This window comes from Catenulispora pinistramenti, assembly GCF_018274385.1.
In the GTDB taxonomy this organism is placed as follows: Bacteria; Actinomycetota; Actinomycetes; order Streptomycetales; family Catenulisporaceae; genus Catenulispora; species Catenulispora pinistramenti.
On record NZ_JAAFYZ010000056.1, the window covers coordinates 17,448 to 39,191 of the forward strand.

28 protein-coding genes are annotated in these 21,744 nt (G+C 68.1%); 2 read left to right on the top strand and 26 right to left on the bottom strand.

Annotated features, from left to right (window positions below; genetic code table 11):
• Window positions 1–20: 20 nt before the first annotated feature.
• Genes KGQ19_RS18130 through KGQ19_RS18175 form a run of 10 tightly spaced genes read right to left on the bottom strand, consistent with a single transcriptional unit; the run spans window position 21 to window position 9,057 of the window.
• A complete protein-coding gene (locus tag KGQ19_RS18130; protein WP_212010364.1) occupies window positions 21–236 on the bottom strand; it encodes a hypothetical protein in 216 nt (71 codons plus the stop codon).
• Between the two features lie 27 nt (window positions 237–263).
• On the bottom strand, window positions 264–1,130 hold the full coding sequence (locus KGQ19_RS18135; RefSeq protein ID WP_212010365.1) for a GH25 family lysozyme: 867 nt from the start codon (window positions 1,128–1,130) through the stop codon (window positions 264–266).
• Window positions 1,127–1,486: a DUF1003 domain-containing protein gene (locus KGQ19_RS18140; RefSeq protein ID WP_212010366.1), complete on the bottom strand. Its 360-nt coding sequence runs from the start codon at window positions 1,484–1,486 to the stop codon at window positions 1,127–1,129. Before KGQ19_RS18140 ends, KGQ19_RS18135 begins: the two co-directional genes overlap by 4 nt.
• Window positions 1,483–1,926 carry a hypothetical protein gene (locus KGQ19_RS18145; RefSeq protein WP_212010367.1) on the bottom strand — a complete coding sequence of 148 codons (444 nt, stop codon included), beginning with the start codon at window positions 1,924–1,926 and terminating at the stop codon, window positions 1,483–1,485. Before KGQ19_RS18145 ends, KGQ19_RS18140 begins: the two co-directional genes overlap by 4 nt.
• Entirely contained in the window at window positions 1,926–2,153 is a 228-nt protein-coding gene (locus KGQ19_RS18150) for a hypothetical protein (protein WP_212010368.1), read from the bottom strand. The genes KGQ19_RS18145 and KGQ19_RS18150 overlap by 1 nt, the downstream gene beginning before the upstream one ends.
• Window positions 2,150–2,431, bottom strand: a complete 282-nt coding sequence (locus tag KGQ19_RS18155) for a hypothetical protein (protein ID WP_212010369.1) — start codon at window positions 2,429–2,431, stop codon at window positions 2,150–2,152. Before KGQ19_RS18155 ends, KGQ19_RS18150 begins: the two co-directional genes overlap by 4 nt.
• 16 nt (window positions 2,432–2,447) lie before the next feature.
• Entirely contained in the window at window positions 2,448–2,975 is a 528-nt protein-coding gene (locus KGQ19_RS18160; RefSeq protein WP_212010370.1) for a hypothetical protein, read from the bottom strand.
• 52 nt (window positions 2,976–3,027) lie between these two features.
• On the bottom strand, window positions 3,028–3,594 hold the full coding sequence (locus tag KGQ19_RS18165; protein ID WP_212010371.1) for a hypothetical protein: 567 nt from the start codon (window positions 3,592–3,594) through the stop codon (window positions 3,028–3,030).
• Between the two features lie 12 nt (window positions 3,595–3,606).
• Window positions 3,607–6,414, bottom strand: coding sequence for a hypothetical protein (locus KGQ19_RS18170; RefSeq protein WP_212010372.1), 2,808 nt, complete (start codon window positions 6,412–6,414; stop codon window positions 3,607–3,609).
• A gap of 30 nt (window positions 6,415–6,444) precedes the next feature.
• Complete coding sequence (locus tag KGQ19_RS18175; protein WP_212010373.1) at window positions 6,445–9,057, bottom strand: phage tail tape measure protein; 2,613 nt, start codon at window positions 9,055–9,057, stop codon at window positions 6,445–6,447.
• Window positions 9,058–9,181: 124 nt separating this feature from the next.
• On the opposite strand from KGQ19_RS18175, the gene KGQ19_RS18180 reads away from it, so the two are divergent.
• Window positions 9,182–9,682: a hypothetical protein gene (locus KGQ19_RS18180; protein ID WP_212010374.1), complete on the top strand. Its 501-nt coding sequence runs from the start codon at window positions 9,182–9,184 to the stop codon at window positions 9,680–9,682.
• An 11-nt stretch (window positions 9,683–9,693) separates the two neighbouring features.
• Here the strand turns inward: KGQ19_RS18180 and KGQ19_RS18185 are convergent, their stop codons facing one another.
• The 8 genes from KGQ19_RS18185 to KGQ19_RS18220 all read right to left on the bottom strand — a co-directional run bounded on the left by KGQ19_RS18185 (window position 9,694) and on the right by KGQ19_RS18220 (window position 14,520).
• Window positions 9,694–10,161, bottom strand: coding sequence for a hypothetical protein (locus KGQ19_RS18185; RefSeq protein WP_212010375.1), 468 nt, complete (start codon window positions 10,159–10,161; stop codon window positions 9,694–9,696).
• A 212-nt stretch (window positions 10,162–10,373) separates the two neighbouring features.
• Window positions 10,374–10,823, bottom strand: coding sequence for a hypothetical protein (locus tag KGQ19_RS18190; RefSeq protein WP_212010376.1), 450 nt, complete (start codon window positions 10,821–10,823; stop codon window positions 10,374–10,376).
• Between the two features lie 8 nt (window positions 10,824–10,831).
• On the bottom strand, window positions 10,832–11,803 hold the full coding sequence (locus tag KGQ19_RS18195; RefSeq protein WP_212010377.1) for a phage tail tube protein: 972 nt from the start codon (window positions 11,801–11,803) through the stop codon (window positions 10,832–10,834).
• Window positions 11,803–11,994, bottom strand: coding sequence for a hypothetical protein (locus KGQ19_RS18200; protein WP_212010378.1), 192 nt, complete (start codon window positions 11,992–11,994; stop codon window positions 11,803–11,805). The genes KGQ19_RS18195 and KGQ19_RS18200 overlap by 1 nt, the downstream gene beginning before the upstream one ends.
• 302 nt (window positions 11,995–12,296) lie before the next feature.
• Entirely contained in the window at window positions 12,297–12,746 is a 450-nt protein-coding gene (locus KGQ19_RS18205) for a hypothetical protein (RefSeq protein ID WP_212010379.1), read from the bottom strand.
• A complete protein-coding gene (locus tag KGQ19_RS18210; protein WP_212010380.1) occupies window positions 12,743–13,624 on the bottom strand; it encodes a hypothetical protein in 882 nt (293 codons plus the stop codon). The genes KGQ19_RS18205 and KGQ19_RS18210 overlap by 4 nt, the downstream gene beginning before the upstream one ends.
• Before the next feature lie 40 nt (window positions 13,625–13,664).
• A complete protein-coding gene (locus KGQ19_RS18215; RefSeq protein WP_212010381.1) occupies window positions 13,665–14,198 on the bottom strand; it encodes a hypothetical protein in 534 nt (177 codons plus the stop codon).
• 4 nt (window positions 14,199–14,202) lie between these two features.
• Window positions 14,203–14,520, bottom strand: coding sequence for a hypothetical protein (locus KGQ19_RS18220; protein WP_212010382.1), 318 nt, complete (start codon window positions 14,518–14,520; stop codon window positions 14,203–14,205).
• 132 nt (window positions 14,521–14,652) lie between these two features.
• Between KGQ19_RS18220 and KGQ19_RS51110 the strand changes: the two genes are divergently transcribed.
• Entirely contained in the window at window positions 14,653–14,778 is a 126-nt protein-coding gene (locus KGQ19_RS51110) for a hypothetical protein (protein WP_268907873.1), read from the top strand.
• Window positions 14,779–14,967: 189 nt separating this feature from the next.
• On the opposite strand, the gene KGQ19_RS18225 is transcribed toward KGQ19_RS51110, so the two are convergent.
• The 8 genes from KGQ19_RS18225 to KGQ19_RS52835 all read right to left on the bottom strand — a co-directional run bounded on the left by KGQ19_RS18225 (window position 14,968) and on the right by KGQ19_RS52835 (window position 21,688).
• Window positions 14,968–16,302 (bottom strand): phage major capsid protein, encoded by a 1,335-nt coding sequence (locus KGQ19_RS18225; protein ID WP_212010383.1) that lies wholly within the window; start codon window positions 16,300–16,302, stop codon window positions 14,968–14,970.
• A gap of 140 nt (window positions 16,303–16,442) precedes the next feature.
• On the bottom strand, window positions 16,443–16,889 hold the full coding sequence (locus KGQ19_RS18230; RefSeq protein ID WP_438801872.1) for an XF1762 family protein: 447 nt from the start codon (window positions 16,887–16,889) through the stop codon (window positions 16,443–16,445).
• Between the two features lie 23 nt (window positions 16,890–16,912).
• Window positions 16,913–17,632, bottom strand: coding sequence for an HK97 family phage prohead protease (locus KGQ19_RS18235; RefSeq protein WP_212010385.1), 720 nt, complete (start codon window positions 17,630–17,632; stop codon window positions 16,913–16,915).
• Window positions 17,629–18,921, bottom strand: a complete 1,293-nt coding sequence (locus tag KGQ19_RS18240) for a phage portal protein (RefSeq protein WP_212010386.1) — start codon at window positions 18,919–18,921, stop codon at window positions 17,629–17,631. The genes KGQ19_RS18235 and KGQ19_RS18240 overlap by 4 nt, the downstream gene beginning before the upstream one ends.
• Complete coding sequence (locus KGQ19_RS18245) at window positions 18,918–19,136, bottom strand: hypothetical protein (RefSeq protein WP_212010387.1); 219 nt, start codon at window positions 19,134–19,136, stop codon at window positions 18,918–18,920. The genes KGQ19_RS18240 and KGQ19_RS18245 overlap by 4 nt, the downstream gene beginning before the upstream one ends.
• Before the next feature lie 44 nt (window positions 19,137–19,180).
• Window positions 19,181–20,764, bottom strand: a complete 1,584-nt coding sequence (locus KGQ19_RS18250; RefSeq protein WP_212010388.1) for a terminase TerL endonuclease subunit — start codon at window positions 20,762–20,764, stop codon at window positions 19,181–19,183.
• The gene (locus KGQ19_RS18255; RefSeq protein ID WP_212010389.1) at window positions 20,703–21,185 is read right to left on the bottom strand and encodes a P27 family phage terminase small subunit; all 483 of its coding nucleotides are present in this window, start codon (window positions 21,183–21,185) and stop codon (window positions 20,703–20,705) included. The genes KGQ19_RS18250 and KGQ19_RS18255 overlap by 62 nt, the downstream gene beginning before the upstream one ends.
• A 107-nt stretch (window positions 21,186–21,292) precedes the next feature.
• Window positions 21,293–21,688 carry an HNH endonuclease gene (locus KGQ19_RS52835; protein ID WP_368862120.1) on the bottom strand — a complete coding sequence of 132 codons (396 nt, stop codon included), beginning with the start codon at window positions 21,686–21,688 and terminating at the stop codon, window positions 21,293–21,295.
• Window positions 21,689–21,744: the final 56 nt, after the last annotated feature.

The following is a 21,744-nucleotide window of genomic DNA, read 5'->3' on the forward strand; positions in this document are numbered from 1 at the left end:
GCCGGGGCGGTCTGCGGGAGTTACCCGCCGGTCGGCGGGCTTGCCGCGGGCTTGGGCGGGGTCGCCGGTGTGGTCGGCCAGATCTGGCGGACGACGGCCTCGGCGGCGCCGATGCCGAGGGCTGCGAGGGTTTTCCATCCGAGGTTCGCGGTGCCGGTGGTGATGAGCTGTGCGGCGAAGGCGACGGCGAAGAGTCGGGCGACGCGGATGGCTTGGGCCTTGAGGTGGTCGGTCATGGTGGTCGTCTCCTGTCGGTGGTCGGGTCAGGCGGCGAGCTTGGTGCCGATGGCGTGGGTGATGTCGCTGGCGAGCACGCCGACGTCGATACCGCCGGTGCGCATGCCGTTGATGGTGTTGATCAGGGCGTCGAGCTTGCCGTTGACGCCGTCAAGCTCGGCCTTGATGGTGTTGGTCTGGTCGCGGGCCTGCTCGGCGGCGGTCTCGGCGTTGACGAGGCGCTGGCGCATGTCGATCGGGTCGAGGTGGGCGTTCTTGAAGGCCCAGATGTCGTAGGGCGTCACGGTGTCATCTCCTGTCGGGGTGGTGGCGGTGCCGTTGATGAGGGCGGCAAGCTGCGCAGTGGTGCCGCGGTAGGCGTTGAAGTCGATCGACTGACCGGCGTATGGCTGCTTGTCCGTGTACTGCCAGACGTCGGGGCTCTTGCCGCCGTAGCCGTTCCAGTTCGGATCGGTGTCGCTGTAGCCCCCGGGGTAGCCCGAGGCAATAAGGGCGACGTCGAGGGATGCGAGGTCGCCGCCGGTCTGGGACCAGTACCAGCGCGGGTAGTACACGCCCCACACGCGCCCGCCGAGCTGGCGCATGCGGGCGATGAACGCCGCGCAGTCGGCGACGCTCGGCTTGCTGGCGCCCTCGGGTTCGACGTCGAGCATGACCGGGGTCGCCCCGACGATCGCGTGGCAGTAGTCGGCCTGGCCGGCGCCGTCGCCCGCCTTGAGGAAGTGGTAGGCGCTGAACACCGATCCGACCGCGGCGGCCTGCGCCTTGAAGCCGGCGTAGCTCGCGTCGGTGTAGTAGGTGCCCTCGGACGCCTTCGCGATCAGCGCGACGGTGCCGGGCTGGATCCGTAGACCGGCCTGGAAGTTGGACACGTCGGGAAAGAAGATCGTCACGGTGTCGCTCCCTTGGTCTGTGCGGCGATCTGGTCGACGACGGTGGCGATGTGGGTGAGTGCGGCGTGGTCGGCGTCGGCTTTGGCCTCGTGCCGGATGGCGGCGCGGTTCTGGGATGCGCCGAGCAGCGGCAGGGCCCACAGTTGGACGAGGTTGCCGAGGAACAGCAGGAACGCGAAGGGGTAGGGATCCCGCTTGAACAGCGGCAGGCCGGCGGTGGCCGCGGCGATCCACACGGTTTGCCAGGCGACCAGGATCCAGAACGTTCGCATGGAGCCGAACGCGGCGGTCACTTTGTCGGCGAGGCGGTCGTTGACCGTGTCGTCGGGGTGCGGGACGGCGGGATGGCTTCTCATTCGATCAGCCCCCGTATGTAGTGCTCGGCTTCGTAGTCGGCGGCCGATGCGGTGTGGACGCCGCCGTGGCCGCGGTGGTGGGCGGTGCACAGCCACATGAGGTTCTGTGCGGATTCGATCCAGGCGCCGACCTGGCCGATATCGGAGACGCCGGGGTAGTCGCGTTCCAGCAGTTCGAGATCGACCTCGTTGGCGAGGGCAAACTCGACATGGGAGTGGTGGAGCTCCAGCGTTCCGCCGCACATCGAGTCGTCACCGACGCGGACAGCGAAGGCACAGCGCGCGGTCTTGCGGGTACGTCGGCGGTACGCCTCGAAGTCGACGTAGTGCGGGTCGGACTCGCGTGGGGCGTGGTCGGGGTAGTGGACGGTGTAGTGGTGGGTCACGGCCTGGTCGTGCGCGGGCGTGAGGGTGCCTTTGCGGCCGTGGGGTGTGGTCATCAGAAGCGGCCTCCGGTGAGCAGGTGAGCGGTGAGCCAGGCCAGGCCGGCGAGCAGGGCGAAGCGGCGAAGCCTGGTGAGGGCGCGGGGGTGCGGGTCGTCGCCGATGGCGAACCACTTCCAGATGTGGCCGCTGAGCGTGGCTGGCGTGCCGCCGCGGGCGAGGGCGGCGCCTTCCTCGATGGCGAACCACAAGATCCAGCCGATCCAACCGAGCGTCCAGGTCATTTCGGGTCACCGCCGCTCGACCTCGATAGGGCGTCGACCTGGTTGTGGAGCGCGGCGAGGTCTGCGGTGTGCTGGCCGAGGGCGGCGCGGATGGCGGTGACGTCGTCGCGCAGGCTCGATCCGCCGTTGGGTTCGAGTTGCTGTGAACGCTGTTCGACGACGCCGACGGCGTGTTCGAGGCGGGCGAACCAGCGGTGGATCCAGCGGCCGAGGATGCCGAGAAAGACGAAGACCGCCGAGATGCTCGCGGCGGTCGATGCGTAGGTCTGTATTGACATGTGCTTGCCTTCGAGGTCAGGTGTGTTCCCACATGACGGTCATGCGGGGTTGTCCGTCGACGGCGCCGGTGGGGATGGTGGTGCCGGAGAATTGGTAGACCGCGATCTCGACGTAGTCGCCGGCGTTGAGGAACACATCCGCGGAGGTCGACAGGGCGGTGTCGACGCCGTTGACGGGCGCGATCTGAAGCTTCGCGAGGATCTGTGCGCCGCCGTTGACTTGGATGCGGATGCTGCGGAAGCCGTTGGCGTTCGAGGTGAAGTCGCACTGTCCGCAGACGTGATACACGCCCGGTAGCGGGGCTACGTACTGCGAGGTGATGCTCGCGTTGTGGGCGCCGTAGGGGTCTACGTCGACGGTGTCGTAGGTGACCGGGGTCCACTGCTGATTGTTGATGTTCTGGGCGGCAGTCTGGCGGGCGATCAGTGCCGGGGTGTTGATGCCGAAGTTGACCGCGTCGCGCACGTTGGCGTTGAGCATGGCGGCGGTGACGACTTCGCCGTCGGTCCAGGTGCGTTGCGTGGGGATGCCGAGGTTGGTCATGGCGAATCGCCCCCGTGGAAGGTGGAAGTAGCGGTTAGGGGTGGGGAGCGGTTCAGCGGTGTCGCCAGATCATTGAGACGCGGCCGTAGCCGTTGATGTCGTCGTTGATCAGGCTGGTTGCGGTGTTGTCGCCGTTGAAGACCCCGACCTCGGCGATGTCGCCGTAGTCCAGATACACGTCGGTGCTGGTGTTGAGGCAGGTGTTGAAGCTCGGCAGCGCCGGGACCTGGAGTTTGGCGCAGACAGTTTCGTTGCTGTTGATCTGGACGCGGATGGAGCGGAACGGTCCGGCGAAGTTGGAGTTGGTCGGGGCGATCTGGACTTGCCCGGTGATCCGGTAGACCCCTGCGATCGGGGCGATGTACTTGGACCGATACGGGTTGTTGGTGGCGTCGTATGGGGCGATGCCGCCGTATGTGTCGAGCAGCTTTCCGGACAGGATGTCGAGCGGGGTCCAGTGGCCGCTTGGCAGGGTGTTGCCGCCTTGATGGTTGGCGATCATCACTGGTGGGCTCAGGCCGAAGGTGATGGCGTCGCGGACTTGGGCGTTGAGTTCGAAGTCGTGGACGGTTTCGCCGACGGTCCAGGTCCGCTGTGCGGGGACAGGCAGGTTGGCCACGATCGCCGCCTTTCAGTAGCCGAGGGTCGTGGTCTTGCCGAGAACCGCCATCGCATCGAAGCTCGTCGGGTCGGTCACGCCGGCCGGCAGCAGATCGCAGACGGTGAACGGTCCGGTCGCCGCGGCGGTGGAGGACAGTTGCACCGAGCCGACGCCGTTGCCGTCCAGGCCGGTGACGGTGACCGGGTAGGACGTGCCGGCCGTGGTCAGGAAGGCGATGCGCTGCCCGATCGACAGGTTCGCGTGCACCGGGTTGCCAGCCGGATCGGTGAGCAGCCCGCCGAACGGGTACCAGGCGGTTCCGTTGATCAGGTTGCCGGCGTAGGTGAAGTGCATCGCGGCATCGGTCCAGGCGGTCCAGCCGTCGGCGGGCGACACCTGGACGTCGACGGTGGCGTTGGCGCCGTCGTCGGCGTTCCAGTTGATCGCTTCCACGAACCCGTCGAAGGTGATCATGGGTGCGCCTGGTGGTCGGCGGTTGACGCGGATCCGGGTTCCGAGCTCCAGCGCCAGGCACACCGGCCACAGCGTGGGGTTGGTGCCCGGATTCAGCGTCAGGGCACTGATTCGCATGCGGGCCTTGGCGTACCGGCCGAGCAGGTAGTGAGCGGCGTCTTGCACTTCAAGCGGGTTGGATGCCTGCGTGGTGCGGGTGACGGTGCGGATGCCGTAGGCGGCCTGCGATGCGGCGTCGAACGCGCGGAACACGGTGCCGCTGCTGTTCTGCGTGATCTGGATGTCGTTGCCGATGTGGGTCGGGTCGAAGTCGAACGCGACCGTATCGTAGGGCAGCTCCCCCGCAGCAGTGTTCTCGCCGAACACGAACGTCGGCGCCTGTGCCTTGGCGCGGCGTGAACGGTCCTGGAAGCGGACGACGCCGCCGACGTCGACGAAGTGCTGCCCGTTCTCGGTGGTCACGACCTGCGACAGGGCCGTAAGCGCGTCTTGACCGGCGATGTCGGTAGCCGCGGGAAGGTTCGTCGTCTGGCCGGGGTCGATCAGCGACGGTCCCTGGTAGCCGGCAAGGCCGAGGATGCGGGCGTAGCGCTGCCCGGTCGAGTCGCCCGTGCCGGCGGTGCGCCAGATCTGATAGATCTGCTGCATCTGCGCCGGGGACAGTTGGAACGGCCATTGGCACGCCCACGAGATGTCACCGGCGAAGGGCACGAACTCGTTGTTCACGCCCGAGATGGCGTCCGCGGCGATGGTGTCGGCGCTGAAGAAGTCCGGCGGATTCCACGGCTTCGCGAAGGTCCCTGAGGACACGACGCCGTCGACGCACGCGCGCCAGCCCAGACCGGCCGGATCAGTGGAGATGAACGCCAGGTGCCAGTTCCCAACCGACACCGCGCCGAGGTTGACCGTGGCGCCGCCGCCGTTGTGGTCGGCGAACTCCATATAGAACGAGCCTTGATAGACCTCCATCGTTGCCGTCGAGGTCGGCGACGACGGCGAGTCCGCGCACCACACGTCTTGCCCGCCGGTGGTGTTGGTCTGCCGGAAGGCGACCATGCGCGTGAACCCGCCGGTCCGCGGCGGCCCATACAGACCGTCCGGTCCGGGCGGCAGGATGAGACACGGCTCGGGCAGATAGTTCTGTGTGCCGGCGTTCGCACCGGGGTTGAAGTTCACGACGGTCGTGCCGGGTGCGGCGGCGTATCCGCCGCCGGGGCTAGCCGAGGTCTGGGCGACGCCGGCGGTCACCCCGCCGGTCGGTGCCACCACTGCCGGACCGCGTTGCCCGGTGGCGTCGGTGAACTGTGTGGATCCGGCCTGCTCGCCGAGCCGGTAGCAGAAGCTCAACCCCGCGCCGGACGCCGAGCGTGGCGCCTGGATCGCGGCGGTCATCAGGTCTGTGAATTGGACCTGAGACAGCAGCGCGAAGGTGTCGACCGCGGTCGGGGTGACGGTGCCGAAGGCCCCGGAGTCGTTCCAGGCCTGCGGGTAGCGCTCGACCATGCCCGCATACAACGGGAACCAGGTGCCGGGCACGGTGAACGCCGAAGCGGTGGTGTTCTGCTCGAACTGCGCGCCGTCGACCTGGAACGACCACGACGCGGTCGGCGCAACGGTCATGGTCAGGGCGAACACCGCGGCGACAGCGCCGACCGGCACCACGTCGGGCACGCCCGCGAACGTCCACCCGCCGGTGGCCGAGCCGATGAGCGCCATCGGGGCGACGGTGGTCGTCGACAGCGTGCGTCCGTTGGTGTCCAGCCAGGCCAGGGAGGGGGCGACGGTCGGGTTCGCGCCGGCGGTCGCCGAGCGGATCCGGGCGGAGAACGCATAGGGCAGACCGACCGCGCCGGCGCGGACCGGCAAAGGGCCGAAGCTGACCAGCGCGGACCCGACCGCGGCTGAGGCCGTGGTGACCTGCCAAACCTGCGTGCCGGACCAGGCCGAGGCCGAGGCGGTCACGACCGGTGTGCCGTAGGCCCCGGTCACGAAGTAAGGCGCTCCCGAGGTGCCGGGCGCGAGGGGCGTGCCCTCGCCGCCGGTGGCCTGGTCCGCCGACAGCAGGTTGACCGTGGCCGGCCACTGCGCACGAACGCGCCAGGGCCGGTAGGGCACGAGGTTCGGGGCGAACATCGAGGCGGTGTTCGACGGGTCGAGGGCGCCGTCGCGGTCATCCCACACCCCCGACCAGGTTCCGGGCTGGACCTCGTCGAGCTCGAATTGCCGGCCGCGGGCGGTACCCCACTGCTGAATGAGCCGGCCGGTCAGGTCAGCGAAACAGCCGGCGACGCCGAGGCCGTAGTTGCTGTTCCCGGTGGGGTTGAGCTCGCCGACCAGGACTGGCCAATTCGGGTTCTGCGACATGCCGCATCGCCGCCTTCCGTGGTGGGCGGATCAGCGGTGGAAGGGGGTGTAGGACGTGCTGAAGCGGGCGCCCTGCTGGAGCATGACCCGTTGCATGGTCGAGGCGAGATCGCGGTCGGTCAGGACGCTGCCCTGGACGTTGATCACGATCCCGCCAGCGCCGCTACCGGCACTGATCGGAACCGGTCCGGATCCGCCAGCGCCGGCGCGACCGGCGAGCATGTCGCGGCTGAGCACGTACTCGCCGCCGTGAACGACCGCGAGCATCGGTGCGCCGGGCGCGCCGGGAACCGGTCCGCCGTCGTCGAACCCGAGCAACGAAGAGACCGAGTTCAGCCCTCCGGACACGGCACCCGAGATCGACTTGAAGGCGCCGCCGACCTTGGAGATCGCGCCGCCGACGTCGTCGATGACGCGCTTCATGGTGTCGAAAACGGGTTTCATGACGTGGTTCCAGGCGAATGACAACGCGGTGCCGATGCCGCTGAAAACGGGCTCGGCGACGTTGTGCCACAGCCACAGCAGGACGTTTCCGGTGTCGGTCACGATCGTCTTGATCAGGCCGAGGGTCGGCTTGACGCCGTGGTCGTACAGGAACGAGGCCGCGACGGCGATGCCGTGAAACGCCGGCTCGGCGGCGTTGTGCCACAGCCAGGTCAACACGGCGCCGGTGGTGCGGATGATCGCGACGACCAGGTTGAACGACGGTTTGACGGCCGAGTTCCACCACCAGGTGACGACTGCGCCGATACCGCGGAAGACGGGTTCGGCGACGTCGCGCCACAGCCACAGCAGCACCGCGGCCGTGAGCCGCAACATCGCGATGTGGATCTTGATAATCGGCCAGGCGAAGTCGTTCCACCAGAACGCCAGGACCGCGCCGATGCCGCGGAAGACCGGTTCGGCGACCGAGTGCCACAGCCAGACCAGGACGGCGCCGGTGTCACGGACGGCCGCGGACAGCAGGCGGAACGTGGGCCGGATGCCGTTGTTGTACAGCCACATCGTGACCGCGGCGATGCCGCGGAACGCTGGCTCGAACACCTCGTGCCACAGCCACAGCGCGATCTTGCCGACCTCGCGAAACGCGGCCTGAATGATCTGCCGGAAGGTCGTCGAGTGCTGATACGCCTCATAGAGCGCGGCGCCGATGGCGACCAGCGCCAGGACGACCAGCATAATCGGGTTGGCGTCCATCGCCGCATCGAGCAGCCACGTTGCGGCGGTCAGGGCACGCGTAGCGACCGCCGAGGCGATCGAGGCGGCCTTGTTCGCGACGAGGGCACCGGTGTTGGCGATGGTCGTGCCGACCGAGATGGCACCCTTGACGGCGTAGGCAGCCAGGGCGGTAACCATGACGCCACCTACGACGATCGCGACGGCTTCGCCGGCGGTCTTGTGCTTGGTCAGCCAGGTCACCGAGGTCGAGAACCAGCCGACGGCGCGGGACACCCACGGCAGCAGGCCGGTTCCGATGCGGATCCCGAGTGCCTCGACCTGGCCCTTGGCCTCGGACAGACGTTGGTTGTAGGTCTGCTGGACCTGCGCCCAACCGGTGATCTGGCCGGCGCCGTTCTTCGCGGCCGTCGAGACGGCGTCGACGTTGCCCTTGAACGTCGCCATGTTCGCGCCCGAGAGCTCAAGCGCGGCCTGCATCGACTTGGAGCCGCCGACCATGTCGGCCAGGGCGCCAATGTAGGTCTGCTGCGCGGGCGAGAGGTTGGCGAGGGCCTTTTGGTATTCGGTGGTGTTCTTCGAGGCCTTGGCGAGGGTCTCGATGATGACTGTTCCGGACGGACCCATCTTGCGGTCGATGGCGTCGGTGAGCAGCTGGAGCGTGCCGGTCAGACCGCGCTGTCCGAGGTGCTCGGAGATGTCGGTTGCCGACAGGCCGAGACCCTTCATCTCCTGCGTGGCCTTGCCGGTCGGGTTGGACAACTGCGTAATGGTCTGCTTCAGATACGTCGCAGCATCGGCGGCCTTCGTGCCCTCGCCGGTCTCCGTGGCCATCGCCCCGAGCACCTGCTCAAGGGACAGGTGCGCGGCCGAGGCCGCGGGAACGACCGTCGCCAGTGACCCCGCGAGGTCTTCCATGTGGGTCTTGCCGTTGGCGACCGTCGCGATCAGCTCGTTCGTGACGGTCGCGCTGTCGGACGCCTTCTCGTGGTAGGCGTTCAGCGACGTCGTCACCGCGTCGGCAATGGTCTCGAGATCGGCGTTGCCGACCTTCGCGCCCTCGGCGCTGTTCTTGAGGACAGTAAGCCCGTCGGCGCCGTGGTAGCCGGCGGACTCGATCATGTACAGCCCGTCGGTCAAGCTCTTGGTCGACTCCCCGACCTGGCCGGCCATGTCCAGGACGCCGGACGAGACGAGCTTGAGGTTCGAGTGCAGCTCGCCGGCGCCGGTCTCCAGCGAAGTCATGCCGGCGTTGAAGTCGCCGGCCATCGAGACCGTCTTCGCGCCGGCCATGACGGCGCCCTCGGACAGGCCGAGCAGGGCCGCGGTGCCGACCGTCTTGAGCCGGTCGAGGCTAGTCGTGCCGGTGGCGGTCGCGGCCTCGATGTCGCGGCCCATGCCGCGCAACATCGAGTTGACGCTGCCGCCGACCCCAACGACCTCCAGGAACAACTTGGGCAGTGCCACCGGAGATCACCTCCACGGGCACGCCTGTTGTTCAGTCGCGGAATGATGCAAGACGCAGCACGGACTCTGATAAAACGATGGTCGGCGGCATGTCACTTACAGCCCAGGGGGTCGGACGATCGGCATGGATGAAGAGAATGACGAGCAGCATGAGCGCTCTATACAGACGTGGATTCGGGCGTACCGTCCCTACCTCTCAATACTCGAAGCAGTGCTGGGCTGGACCCCCGCTGGCCCACTCTTCGCAAACCGCCTTCGCGAGCTGACTAAACCGCCGAAAGATCCCTTAGCGGAACGGGCCAAGGCGGTAACGGCAGCGCTTACGCTGTCCGCCGAATTGCTCGAAGACCTCCAAGCGGAGGTCAAGGCGAAGATCGCACTCATCGACGGATTGGAGGCAAGGACCCTCGTAGCTGAGGGCCGTGCATCTGATGCTGAGATCCGCGCGGCACTCAACGAAGAGCAGGCCAAAGCGGTTGACTCATACCTCGATCGCGCGGTCAAGCACCGCATTGGTGAGCTGGAGCGCTCCGCCCGGCGTCGCGAGTGGGGCCTTGCAACAGTGGTCGCGCTTGCAGTAGGCGTTGCTTCGATTCTGCTCTCGCACTACCTCTTCAGTTTCTGATCCGTCGACTTCTACCTATTTTCAACGACTCTTGTCCACGCCTGTTCCCAGATCTTCGCGACCTCGGCCTCGGCACCGGACACGCCAGGGGCGAAGTACGGGAAGCGCTGTTCGGTGCGTCCCTTGTAGAGGTTGCGGACCCCGCCCCCAACGCCGACGCCGCCGTAGACCTTGCCGGCCACGGTGCGAGGTTTCCGGACGCCGCCGACGCCCTTGTAGAGCGTTCCAGTGAAGCGGCCTGGTCCGCCGCTGCGGGCGGAGTGATATGGGCTTCCGGCCAGGTTGACGGCGTCGCCAGTGCGGGACGAGGCGCCGCGGTGGTTCCAGCGCGACGGGTTACGCAGGTTCGCGCGGACCTTGCGTTTCAAGAGATTCTGCGTCGACCGGATCGCGGCGACGGTGGCCTTGTCTCCGTTGGCCTCGACGCGCCGTAGGGCTTCGGTGACCCCAGCCAGGCCGCGGAATCGGGCGCTGAACACGTCCGGTCACCTCGCTTCCTGCGCGCGTCGTTCCCGGTTGGCTTCGGCGAGTTCCTCGGCATCGGCGCAGGCCAGAAGCCAGTCCAGCGTCACGGCGGGGGTGTCGTTGATCTGCTCGACGCTCCAGCCGGTGAGCTTGACCAGGCGGAACAGCCGGTAGCGGGCGAGCGGGAGTTCGCTCGCGTCGTGTTCGCGTCCCTCAAGCCAGCCGGTCAGCCGTTTGAGGGATGCGTAGGGCTCGCGGGGTCCGGGTTGGGGGTGAACTCGGGCATGAGCGCTGAGAGGTACGGTTCGACCGCCTCGCGCAGTGCCCGGTAGGACGAGGACGGCAGGTCGAGGGCGCCGTCGACGGTGATCGGCTGCGGAAACGACCAGGAGTCGACGAGGGCGACGATCAGCAGGTCGCTGATGTCGTCGATCGCGGATAGGGCGCCGGCGCCGATCAGGTCGGCGGCGGCGTCCAGGCGGACGTCCTCGCTCACGGCCTGGTCGCCCTCGGTGGCGATGAACGTCTGCGCGGCGGCGAGGGCCTGTTTGGACGAGGCGAAGCCGAGCTGCTTCGCGACGATCGGCCGGCGGTAGCGCTCGGGGACCTCGGCCGGATCGCGCAGAATCGCGTAGGCGCTGCGCGGTAGGTCGATGTGCTTGGGAAACTCGTTCATCAGGTCCCTTACTTGTAGGTGCCGGTCGGGTTGGCGTTGGTGACGTTGACCTGGATCGGGGTGTAGCCGCCGGATCCGCCGGCGAGGGCGTCGGCCACGTTGCCGTCGGCGGTGAAGGCGAGGCCGAGCTCGACGTAGGACTTGCCGCGGTTGATATCCGCGGAATCGAGGAAGATCTTCGAGCAGTGAGCGCGAACGCCGGTGGCGGTGGCGCCGGTGCCAGCGGCGAAGTTCACGTCGAGCGACGTCGAGGTACCGGCGACGTAGCTCTGCCGAAGGGTGTCGGCTTCCATGACGCAGGTGAGCTTGCCGGTGACTTCGAGGGCGTCCGACCAGATTGAGTAGGGCGCCTGCGAGCCGTTGACGTTGCGGATGGCTTCGCCGCCTCGCTTGATCGAGATCTCGCCGTCGAGGACATAGGCCACGGTGGCGCCGCCGAGTTGCACGACGCCGGTCCATCCGGCGATCAGCGGCAGACCCGAGTACGACGGCGTCGGCTTGGTGCCGGGCGCCGAGGGGAACCCGACGGCCTTCGCGGTGTAGTCCAGGGACTTGTCACCGGCGAACTTCAACGAGACTTCAGTGAAGTGCAGCCCGGGGTACTGGAGCGTCGATACGCCGTTGAAGTCGGTGATCGTGTAGGTCGCGGGCTGCTGTTGGCCGGCGTTGTTGACCGCCATGCCGTGTGTGTACGGGGCGGCCGAGCCGGTCACGACGACGTCGCCGAGGACGCCGGCGAGCGGGAAGCCGATGATGTCGGCGTAGACGTCGCCGGCGAAGTCGTACTCGACGCTCATCACGCCGGGCATGTGGCCGTAAGTCTTCACCGCAGACCCGCGCCAGCCCTCATCGGGCAGCAGCGCGGTGTTGTCCTTCGGCGTGAACTGCTTCGCCGGCAGGAACGTCGCGGGGACGGCGGGCTGGCCGGCGACGGCTTCCTTGCCGATGCCGACGACCGTCGAGTATGTGGGATTCGGCATCAGGCGTCAGCCCCCTTTGCGGTTGTGGCCTTCGCCGGCTTGGGCGGCGGGTCTGGGGTCGGGGTGAAGCGGCCGTCGTCGGGGACCTGGTCCTCGTCGAGGTCGACCACGTCGCCGGGGGAGAGTTCACGGGCGAGCGGCGGGGCGGGGTATGTGCGCAGGGCTTCCCCGTGGTACAGGTAAGAGGGCATCGGTACCTCAGAGGTCAGATTTACGTCTACGGGTGGGCGGGTCTCTGCCCGAGGAAGGATGGCGTCGTGGCAGTCGAGCCCGATGAGCAGCACCGTCCGCACAAGAAGTTCCGCCAGATAGCGGATTGTCCGAAGTGCGGATACGTCGATCTCCCGCCCGGTCGGCTGAATGAAGACCGAACGGTTGAGGTCCGGCGGTGCGAGGATTGTGGATCCGAAGTTGAGACGGAACCGCTGTTCGAAGTGCCGCTAAGCGAGGCGACCCACATCTTCGAGAGCTAATTTGTCGGTCGCGGCGCAGGTCAGGAACGAGCCTCGACGTCGACGGTCATGGCCGCGGCGCAGGTTCGGCCTTTGCCATCGTCCTCCCACGACGAGGCGTAGTGCGTGCCGGCGGGGCGGGCAGTGACGACGAGGCCGGCGAGCGAGGGGTCGGCGCGGATGGCGTTCTCGACGATGGCGACCAAGGCGCACGCGCGCTCGAAGACCAGGCGCGGGAAGTCGCCGCCGCGGTAGACGTCGACGACGATCTCGACCTTGTACGTCTCATACAGCCAGCCCGCACCGCCCCCGCCGACGAGTTCGTAGGGGGCGAGGGTCTGCTCGACGTCACGGACGGCGATGATGTCGTCGGGCTGGTTGGTGCCGGGGTCGTCGTAGCAGACCAGCACGGTCGTATCGTTGACGGCGGTGTTGATGAGCTCGACGAGGTACGCCTTGACCTCGGGGATGGTGGAGGCGGGCGCGTTCATGCGATGCCCGGTGGCCTACGGTGCGGGGACAGCAGTTCGACGACACGATCGGGGATCGCGAACCCGATCGGCACGTGGGTCTCGCCGTCCATCCGCGCACCTCCAAAGCGGGGTCGGGCGCCTTGCTGGGACTGTTGCCACAGGTGGCGGATGAGTTCCAGGGCTCCGAGGCGGACGTTGTAGGGGACGTCGGTGCGGCCGGCGGTGTAGACGACGCGGATGTTCTTGTCGCCGATGGCGAACAGCGCGGCCTGTCCGCCGAAGGTGCGGCGGGTGAGTTCGCCGGTGATGTAGTCGACGGTGTAGGCGAAGGCGTTCATCTGCGAGCCGAGCGGCTGCTCAGTGAGCGGGAACGCCGACAGGCCGTAGTACTCGGTTACGTTCGCAATCGCGGTGACCGGCTGCCAGGCCAGCGAGATCGTGCCGACACCGCCGGTGAAGAACTCGGTGTGCGTCTCGGGGATGATCGGCCCGATCAGGTCCCTGACGACGGCCGATGCGGCGAGGATGAACCCGATCAGCTCGTCGTCCTGGCTGGTGTCCGTGGCCGGCATGTTCAGGTGTGCCTTGACCGAGGACAGGTCGACAACCTGCTCGACGCCAGCGAGGCGGACTTGGAACTGGCTTTCCGAGGCGAAGGCAAACCCGGAACCGGTCGCGAGCCACCGGACCAGCCAGGTTCCGGAGGTCGCGGCGGCCGGAACGGTCGCGGTGTAGATGCCTGTACCGGCCGGAACCGTCGGCGGCGTGCTGGTGCTGCCGTCCGGTGCGGTGACGGTGACGACGACGTTGGTTGCGGTAGCCGGTAGTCCACTGTCGTTGAGGACCGTGACGGCCAGCGGTACGTCCTGGCCAGCGGTGTAGATCAGGGCACTCAATGTCGCCCCCGATCAGTGGTCGCGGGCGAGTACCGCGGTTCTACCGGCGGTGCCGGCGGTAATTGACGTGGTGCTGGCGGTGCCGCTGTCCGTGCCGGTGCTGGCGGTGATGCGCGCGGGCGTGCTTCGCGGCACGGTGGGCGTGGTGTGCCTTGCGGCTCACCTGGTGGTGCTTGGCGCTCCGGGCGTGCTCGCGGTGTTGCTTGAGCAGATGCCGAGCGCGGCGGCGGTGCCCGACGACGGTCCGGTGGCGGGCGGCGCCGCGAGTCCGCTTGCGGTGGCTGTGCCCGGTGATCTTCGCGACGTGCTTGTGCCGGCGGACGTGGGTGTGGCGCTTGGCCGCGCGGCGGTGCCGGATCGGTGTGAGGTGCGGGTGCCGGTGGTGTCGGGTCTTGCTCTTGTGGTGGCGGGCCTTGCCGACGGGGTGGACCTTGCGGCGCTTGAGGTGGCGGCCGGCGCCGCGCGCTCGGGTGTGCCCGTGGTGGGCGTTGCCGTGCGCGCGGTGCTGGTTGCGGACCTGCTTGAGATGCCGGGCGAGGTGGTCATGCCGGTTGTCGCCAGAGCCGATCGGCATGGCCTTACCCTGCCGGTCGAGCTTCCGGGGCGGCCGGCTTGGCAGCGTTACGGCGTGCGGCGCGCCCGGTGCCGCCCTCGGGAGCGATGCCAAGGGCGGCATCGAGGCGGTCACGCATCCGCCCGAGCTCGCCAGGGGCGAAGCCGGCCGGCGCCGCGGCGTCGGGCTCGGGTCCGTCCAGGACCGCTGCGAGCGTAGCGCGGACGTCGGCCTCGATGCGGACCAACTCCTTTCGGATGTTGGCGGCGAGCTTGTCGTCGTGCATGGTGGCCGCGTCGTCGAGCTCGGAAAGCAGGCCGCGGCCGTAATTCAGAACGTTCATCGATACTCCGAGACAAGAGGGGACAACGAGGGGACAGGTACAGGCGGCATTAGCGCCCTACAGAACCCTGATAGCGGCTACAGTTGGCAACTGTTCGCAGTTCACTACTTCCCAAGGGAGGAGGTGAATTGAATGCGAACCAGAGGGAGCGCCGGCGACGGCTGCCAGCCGCCTGCGCGGCGGCCGAAGGTCGAGGCGCTGCGATTGATGATCTCGCTTACCGCGCTGGTCATCGAGCTGGTCAAGGCGATCGGCTAGCAACACCCTAAGGGCCACGGGAGCGCCACTAACGCTCCCGTGGCCCGGCTAAGAGGGCAGCGATCGGTTTCGATGCTGAAGATCAGCCTTCGATATCCGCTTTGGCACCTTCGACACTCACTTTACAACGGCAACGCGCCTTAGAATGTCACAATTAAACTGTCGCTGTGCAGGTCAGTGCGCCGCCTCTTAGAAGACCGGGGCGGTGAGTCCGGTGCCGTTGATGGTGGCGATGGACTGCGGGTAGCGGGCGGCCTGGAAGGACATGTAGTTGTACAGCCGCACGAACACGCTCATGTTGTTGGCGTAGGTCTGTTGGAAGGCCTCGGCGCGAACGTCGCCCTCCCACAGCCACAGGTCGTCCATCTTGGCGACGTAGACCTCGTCCTGGTTGGTGGCGGCGCCGAGGTTGGTCGGGATCAGCGCGTCGACGTACACGGGCAGGCCGAGCATCTGCCCGACGAGGCCCTGTGCGGCCTGCTGGTCCAGGTTGCCAGCGACGTTGAACGGTCCGCCGGCCGCCGGGACGATCAGGGGTCGGCTGTTGCCGTCGAGCTGTGCCTCGGCCCATGCCCACCGGCGCGGGTGCATGACGATCGCGGTCGGCGGCAGGAATCGGGACGTGTGGATGCCCTGGATCGCGCCGGCGATCTTGGAGTAGAGCGCGGCGAGGGTCGGCGTGCCCGAGGTGTAGGTGACGGCCTGTGTGCCGGCCAGGGTGAGCAGTCCGGTGACGGTACCGGCGGTACCGGGACCGAGCAGCACCTGTGTGTTGAGCTTCTGCGCGTAGTCCTGCGCCAGGTCGGAGAGCACGACCTCGTCGATGTTGAGCGGGGACTGTTCGATGAGCTGAAGCGACACGGTCTGTCCGCCGGCGATGGTGACGACCGGGGACGAGACGCTGGTGGTGGTCAAGTCGGTCTGCTGGACGCCGGTGTTCTGGTTGGTCTGCGGGGCGACGGCGGTTCCGGTGTTGACCTTCGGGATGTTGATGCTGTCGGTGCCGGGCGGGACGTCCCCGTGGCGGCACAGGTTCGCCGAGATCCGACCAGGGCGGACGAACGCGACGAACTCGTCTTCCAGCCACAGCGGGGGGACGAACTCGCCGCCGGCGCCGTTGGTGGTGTTGATGGCGCGCTGTTCGGTGTCGGCGCGCTGCCGGTTGTTGCGTTCCAGCCGCTCGAACGCGTCGCGGTCGCCCTTTTCGCGGGCGAGGTACAGGTCGCGGAAGTAGGAGCGCTGTCCGCCGCGGCGGTAGGTCTCCGGTTCGCGGGTGACCTGGACCGTCGCGCCGAGCTGGAGCCGGCGGGCAGTTTCGGCGGCGGCCTCGTCGCGGGTGACCTGCTCGTGCAGCTCGGAGATTCGGGCGTCGAGCTTGAGAATGTCGCTGGTGAGGTCGGTGAACCGCTGCGACTCGGTGTCGTTGAGATCGCGGTTTTCGGTGGTGGGGGCCACCAGGACGGCGTCCAGCTCAGTCTTGAGCTCGGCACGCCGCTCCAGCAGCCTGTTGATGAGGTCGCGCATGGCGCGTCTCCTTCACAGGTTGTGGTGTGCGGGGCGTGCCTGCGCGCGTTCTCGGGTGGTGGCCCAGGTGCCGACCGGTGATCGGGCGGCGGCGTGGGCTCCGGCGCGGTGCCGGGCAGGCGGAACGGCCTGACCAGGGGTCAGGCGGGGTTGACGATCAGTTCCCACAGCACACGGGCGGTGTGCTCGGTGCCGCGGTGGGTGCGCGGTCGGCTTGGCGTGTGCCAGCCGGATCGGGCGGGCCGGTCGGCGATTCGTTGCCAGCCGGCGCCGCGTAGACTCGCGCCGGTTTCGTCAGCGCGGGTGTAGGTCAGGATGCGGTGATAGCCGGCGGCGCGTGCGACGCGGGCGGTAGCGCCGTACAGGGCTGAGCAGGCGTTCGCGGTGCCGTCGGTCGCGAGGCGGGTGACTTCGAGGGTGAGCCCGTCGTCGAAGACGCGGGCGACCGGCCGGCCGATGATGGCGACGCCGGCGAGGTCGCCGGCGGCCAGGACGCCGAGTGAGAACTTGTGCCCGCGCGGCGCGGTGTGGTGGCGGTGGTGGGCGTCGACGAACGCGCAGGCGTCGGCGAAGCTCACGGGTCGGATGCGAAGGCGCGGTCGGGTCTCGGTCACGGCGGCCGGCTCAGATCCAGCGCGCGGGCGGTCGCCTGACGCCAGTTCAGTCCGGTCGACGGCGTCGCGGTCGGCGCCGCGGTGAACTCGGCGGCAAGCCGGTCGAAAACCTCGCGCCGCTCGTCGACGGACAGCCGATGAAGGTGCGCGGCGAGGTCGTCGGCGCGCAGACTTGCACCGGCGGTGGCCGGGTTGGCACCGTAGTTGACCACGGACACGTCGCCCTTGTTGAGGTTGACCTCGGTGATGTCGCGCTGCGTGTAGTCCGGGGACCACTCCTGACGCACCACCCGGAACGCGAAGCTCATCTCGTCGACGTCACCGCGGTCCATCGCCGAACGCAGCGTGGCCACGGCCGGCGAGGCGGGATCGAGGTCGGCTTCGACGAGCAGGCCGGTGCTGTCCTCGGACAGGCGCATGGTGCCGGACTTGGTCCGCGCGAGGGTGATGCCCTCGTGATTCACCTTGAACGGCACGTCGGCCTCGGCGGTGGTTTTCGCGAACGCACCGGAGCGCACGACCTCGGTGTAGTCGCCGAGCCAGTCGGACATCTCATACGGCGAGTCGGTGACACAGGCATAGCCGGTAAAGCGCAACACCGAGGCGCCAGTTCCGTCCGGTGTGTCGCGCAGCTCGACGCTGCGGAACGGCATCGAGCGCATCGCCTGTTCGCCGAGCGGGTAGAGCTCGGCGCGCCGGTCGAGGGTCAGGGTCATGATTCGCTGTTCCCTTCCGGCGGGCCGTTGCTGGATTGCTCGTCTGATTCCGCGGCCGGTCCGTCTGGAGCGTTCTCGGTCGCGCTGGATCCGGCGGTGGCGGAGTTGAGCGGCATGCCGATGTCGTCGCCGCCCTCGATGGGCGGGTAGTCCTCAAGGGCGCGGATTTCGTTGGTGGTGAAGATGCTCGCGGTGCGGGCTTGGGTGTAGACGCCGAAGCGGCTGACGGTGTCGGTGCGCAGCAGGCCGGCCAGGTTGAATCGGGCGACCTGCGGTCGGGGAAGCAGCGGGGTGAAGGCGTCTTCGAGCCGGCCGAGCCAGGCTTCGAGGGTGTATTTCAGGAATCCAAGGGTCTGCTGTTCGATGCCGGTCCCCCATGAGGTTGTCCGGTCGACCTGGCCGAGCATGTGCGGCGGGACGCCGAACAGCATGGCGATGTCGAGGTTCTGTGCGGCGCGGGTGCCGAGGAACTGTGCATCCTCGGGCGTGACGCTGATCGGGGCGAACTTCGCCCCGCCGGTGAGTACCCCGACCGCGTGCGCGGTCCGAAGACCGGTATGGATCGCGGAGAACCGCTCTTTCAACTGCCGGGCACGGTCGTTGTCCAGGTCGCCGGGGACCTCGATGATCCCGGACAGGTGCGCGCCGGCGCCGAAGAACTTCGCGCCGAACTCTTCGGCGGCCAGGCCCAGGCCGATCGCCTGCCGGGCGTAGGTGATGACGGACAAGCCGACCGGTTGACCGGGGAAGGACATGCCGACCAGGTGGACCATGTCGTAGGGGTCGATCTCGACCTTGTTGACCTTGAAAATCTTCTGTCCGGCACTGTCGAGGGACACCTCGACACGGTCGGGATGCAGCACCGTAAGGCGGTTCGGGTATCCGCGGCCGTCGCGGGACAAGACCAGGGCGAAGGCGTTGCCGCGCAGTAGCAGCGACACCATGATCTGTCCGAACCCGACGCGCCGGGAGATCAGGCGCGGGTTCAACGCCCCGCCGAAGGGGTCTGCGATGATGATCGGCGCCGGGTCGAGTTGCTCGCGGACCTTCCCACGCATCCGCACCGCATCGAAGGGCAAACCGCACACGGCCTCGGAGATGATCCGGACGCACGCGGTCACCGCGAGCAGCGACAGCGCGGTTTCCTCGGTGACCGGAACGCCGGATGAGGTGAAAGCGGCGAGGGTGCCGTTGGACGGGATAGCCCACGGGTCGCCCGAGCCGGATCCGGACGGGGCGAAGAACCGCCGCTCGCGGATCCCGTTGGAGGCACGGCGCAGGATCGTCACGACTCGCCCCGCTCCGTATCGGCGGTACGGCGGCGCTGTCCACAGACTGTGGATACTGCGCGGCGTGCCGCCTCTGCGGAATCGACGCCGTCGAGGGCCTGGCCGATCAGCAGAAGCGCGACGCCGGCGACCGCCCACCCGAGCGGGGCGGCGATGAGGAACGCGGCGACGGTGAGGCAGGACAGGCCGAGGACCTCGGCAATGCTGGAAGCCATGAGTGATCCCCCATTGCCGGTCGTGAATCAGGATCCTGTGTCGTTTACAGCTCGTCCCATGCGAAGAACCCGACGTCGGGTGCCCGTTCCGGTTCGCGAACGGCTCGGTCCAGCGCCATGACCGCGGCTACGGCGAGGTCGATCTTGCGCGGGCTGTTGCGGGCGTCCTTGGACAGTCGGGAGCCTCGGGCGTCGACGCGCAGAACGCAGTTGGCCAGGTGTCGGGCGAGGCGCGGGTCGCCGGCGTGTGCGATCGAGCCGTTCATGACGGCCTCGTAGAACCGTTGGGTCGCCGGGGTCATGCGGGCGGCGGATTGTGGGAACTCGACGACCGGCAGGCCCTCGGCTTCGAGGACTTGGTAGGTGCGCGCCCACCGGTAGGGGTCGCACACGATCTCGCGGACCTGGAAGCGGCGACAGGCGGCACGGATGGCGTCCTCGACGTCGAGGACGGGCACGGTCCAGTCGTTTCCGGCCTCGGTCGGTCGTTCCCAGCAGGCCACGACCTCGACGACCGGTGTCGGCTCGACCGGGGTCGGGCAGGTGACGGCGACCAGGGCCGTGCTGTCGTTGTTGAACGAGCCGTCGAAGCCGAGGCAGACCTCGATGCCGTCGCCGATCGGCCCGTCTTCGGTCCGGCATGCGTCCCACGCGCCGGCCGGCAGCCACGCTTGGGCGGTGTTGACCCACTGGTTGAGACGCTTGGTGCGGAACTCGGCCTCGGGGGTCCGTCGGACGGCGGCGGCGAGGTCTTCGGGGTCGAGCAGGTCGCCGAGCGCGGGGTTGGCGTCGGCCCAGACGTCTGGGTCGCGGTGGTCGGCGTCGTCCGGTGCGCCCCACCAGGCCAGGAAGAACGACGGGTCGTCAACCTCGCCGGTCGCGATGCGCTGCCCGTACTGGAACAGCCGATAGCACACCGAGTCGCGGCCCGAGGTGTCGGTCTTGACACCGGCGGTGGTGATCGCGAACAGCAGCGGGTCAATCCGTGCGCCAGCGGCCAACGCCATGACGTTGAACAGCTCGTCGTTGGGCTGAACGTGCAACTCGTCGAAGACGACGCGGGTCGGGGACAGACCCTCTTTGGTGAAGGCTTCGGCGGACAGGCAGCGGTAGACGCTGCCGAGCTCGACGACCTCGATGGCGTCGCGGTAGACCTTGCACGCCGCGGACAGGTCGGGGTCGGCGTCGACCATGCGTTTCGCGTCGCCGAAGACGATGCGGGCTTGCTCGCGGTCGCCGGCGCAGGAGTAGACCTCGGCGCCATGGCACTCGAACAGTCCCTCAAGAGCGATGCCGGCGGCGAGACCGGACTTGCCGTTCTTGCGCGGCTCGCCGACCAGCGCGACGCGGTGTCGGCGCCGGCCGTCGGAGCGGCGGGCGAAGACGTGGTCGAGCAACAGCCGTTGCCACGGTCGCAGCGCCAGGTGTGAGCCGGTGCGCCCGCTGAAAGTGTCGCGGGTGATGGTGCACAGGGTCTCGATGAACCGGGCGACGTGCGCACCATCGCCGCGGGCCTGGTCGGCCAGGTCGACCGGGGTGAGGATCCGCGGCGGCCAGCCGGGGACGTCAAGGGCTGTAGTCGGTCTGGCGGTGCCGGTCGGCGAGGAGTTCGGCGAGCTTCGAGGCACGTCGCACCTCGCCCAAGCCGATCCTCGTGCGGTCCGCCGGCGTCAGGCCGAGCAGCGACAGGAGTTTGACGATCTCGGTCTCAAGGGTGGACAGCATCCCGACCAGCGGGTTCGGGTAGGCGTAGCCCTTGTCGGTCAGCAACACCTCGTCGGCGTCAGCGAGTTGGGCGATCCATGCCGCGCGGCGGTCGAGCTTCTCGCACAGCAGCACCACCGAAACCCGGTCGGTGTGCGCCAGCCATGAGCATTCCGCGGCGAGCAGCATCCACGCGGCGCGGCCCGCAGCGCCGAGGTGATCGGGCGCGTCCAGGGCGAGCGCGGGCAGCGCTGGCGAGTCGGCGGCGTCGGGTAGGGCGCGCTTGCCGGGGTTGCCGGTCCGGCGCTTGCGCTCGGTCGGTGTCGGCGGTCGTCCGGTGGTCATGATCGGCTCAGACCCCCCGGTCAGACTTTCGCGGCGATGTGTTTGGGGTTGGGGGCCGGGTCCTGCGCATTCATACCGGCCGAGATATACCCGCCCCCGGTATACGGCTAGGCCATGTCAACATGTGTGTGCTTCGCCGAGTTGCACACCCGACACAGCACTTGCAGGTTCGACCGCTCGTCGCTGCCGCCAGCCGCTCGCGGAATGATGTGGTCGACGGTGAGAACCTCGGCGCGGTGAGCCTTGCGCATCCAGCCCGGACACAGGTTTCCGTAGGCCGCGCGGTGCTCATCGAGGATCCGTGTGGCGAGTCGTCGCCAGCGGTGGCCGTAGCCGCGAGCCGAGGCCGAGCCGCGTAGCTCGTCACGGGCACGGTCGTAGCGGTACTGGCAGAGCGGGCAGCGTGAGGGACTCAGGTGGAGACGTCCACAGTCAATGCATGGCCGTTTACGAGGCACGGCGGCCTCACAACAGCTCGAAACGACGAAGCCCCGAACGCGCATGGCGTCGGGGCTTGAATGCGGGCAGGGTAAACCGACCGATGATCAGAATGCCCTGT

What these genes read in the sequence shown, in the direction of transcription:
- KGQ19_RS18190 (WP_212010376.1), bottom strand. Translation starts at nt 10,823, where the DNA reads ATGAACGAGTTTCCCAAGCACATCGACCTACCGCGCAGCGCCTACGCG.
- KGQ19_RS18215 (WP_212010381.1), bottom strand. Translation starts at nt 14,198, where the DNA reads ATGCCGATCGGCTCTGGCGACAACCGGCATGACCACCTCGCCCGGCAT.
- KGQ19_RS18205 (WP_212010379.1), bottom strand. Translation starts at nt 12,746, where the DNA reads ATGAACGCGCCCGCCTCCACCATCCCCGAGGTCAAGGCGTACCTCGTC.
- KGQ19_RS18200 (WP_212010378.1), bottom strand. Translation starts at nt 11,994, where the DNA reads ATGCCCTCTTACCTGTACCACGGGGAAGCCCTGCGCACATACCCCGCC.
- KGQ19_RS18255 (WP_212010389.1), bottom strand. Translation starts at nt 21,185, where the DNA reads ATGACCACCGGACGACCGCCGACACCGACCGAGCGCAAGCGCCGGACC.
- KGQ19_RS18220 (WP_212010382.1), bottom strand. Translation starts at nt 14,520, where the DNA reads ATGAACGTTCTGAATTACGGCCGCGGCCTGCTTTCCGAGCTCGACGAC.
- KGQ19_RS18150 (WP_212010368.1), bottom strand. Translation starts at nt 2,153, where the DNA reads ATGACCTGGACGCTCGGTTGGATCGGCTGGATCTTGTGGTTCGCCATC.
- KGQ19_RS18140 (WP_212010366.1), bottom strand. Translation starts at nt 1,486, where the DNA reads ATGAGAAGCCATCCCGCCGTCCCGCACCCCGACGACACGGTCAACGAC.
- KGQ19_RS18180 (WP_212010374.1), top strand. Translation starts at nt 9,182, where the DNA reads ATGGATGAAGAGAATGACGAGCAGCATGAGCGCTCTATACAGACGTGG.
- KGQ19_RS18145 (WP_212010367.1), bottom strand. Translation starts at nt 1,926, where the DNA reads ATGACCACACCCCACGGCCGCAAAGGCACCCTCACGCCCGCGCACGAC.
- KGQ19_RS18235 (WP_212010385.1), bottom strand. Translation starts at nt 17,632, where the DNA reads ATGACCCTGACCCTCGACCGGCGCGCCGAGCTCTACCCGCTCGGCGAA.
- KGQ19_RS18130 (WP_212010364.1), bottom strand. Translation starts at nt 236, where the DNA reads ATGACCGACCACCTCAAGGCCCAAGCCATCCGCGTCGCCCGACTCTTC.
- KGQ19_RS18225 (WP_212010383.1), bottom strand. Translation starts at nt 16,302, where the DNA reads ATGCGCGACCTCATCAACAGGCTGCTGGAGCGGCGTGCCGAGCTCAAG.
- KGQ19_RS18155 (WP_212010369.1), bottom strand. Translation starts at nt 2,431, where the DNA reads ATGTCAATACAGACCTACGCATCGACCGCCGCGAGCATCTCGGCGGTC.
- KGQ19_RS52835 (WP_368862120.1), bottom strand. Translation starts at nt 21,688, where the DNA reads ATGCGCGTTCGGGGCTTCGTCGTTTCGAGCTGTTGTGAGGCCGCCGTG.
- KGQ19_RS18195 (WP_212010377.1), bottom strand. Translation starts at nt 11,803, where the DNA reads ATGCCGAATCCCACATACTCGACGGTCGTCGGCATCGGCAAGGAAGCC.
- KGQ19_RS18170 (WP_212010372.1), bottom strand. Translation starts at nt 6,414, where the DNA reads ATGTCGCAGAACCCGAATTGGCCAGTCCTGGTCGGCGAGCTCAACCCC.
- KGQ19_RS51110 (WP_268907873.1), top strand. Translation starts at nt 14,653, where the DNA reads ATGCGAACCAGAGGGAGCGCCGGCGACGGCTGCCAGCCGCCTGCGCGG.
- KGQ19_RS18245 (WP_212010387.1), bottom strand. Translation starts at nt 19,136, where the DNA reads ATGGCTTCCAGCATTGCCGAGGTCCTCGGCCTGTCCTGCCTCACCGTC.
- KGQ19_RS18160 (WP_212010370.1), bottom strand. Translation starts at nt 2,975, where the DNA reads ATGACCAACCTCGGCATCCCCACGCAACGCACCTGGACCGACGGCGAA.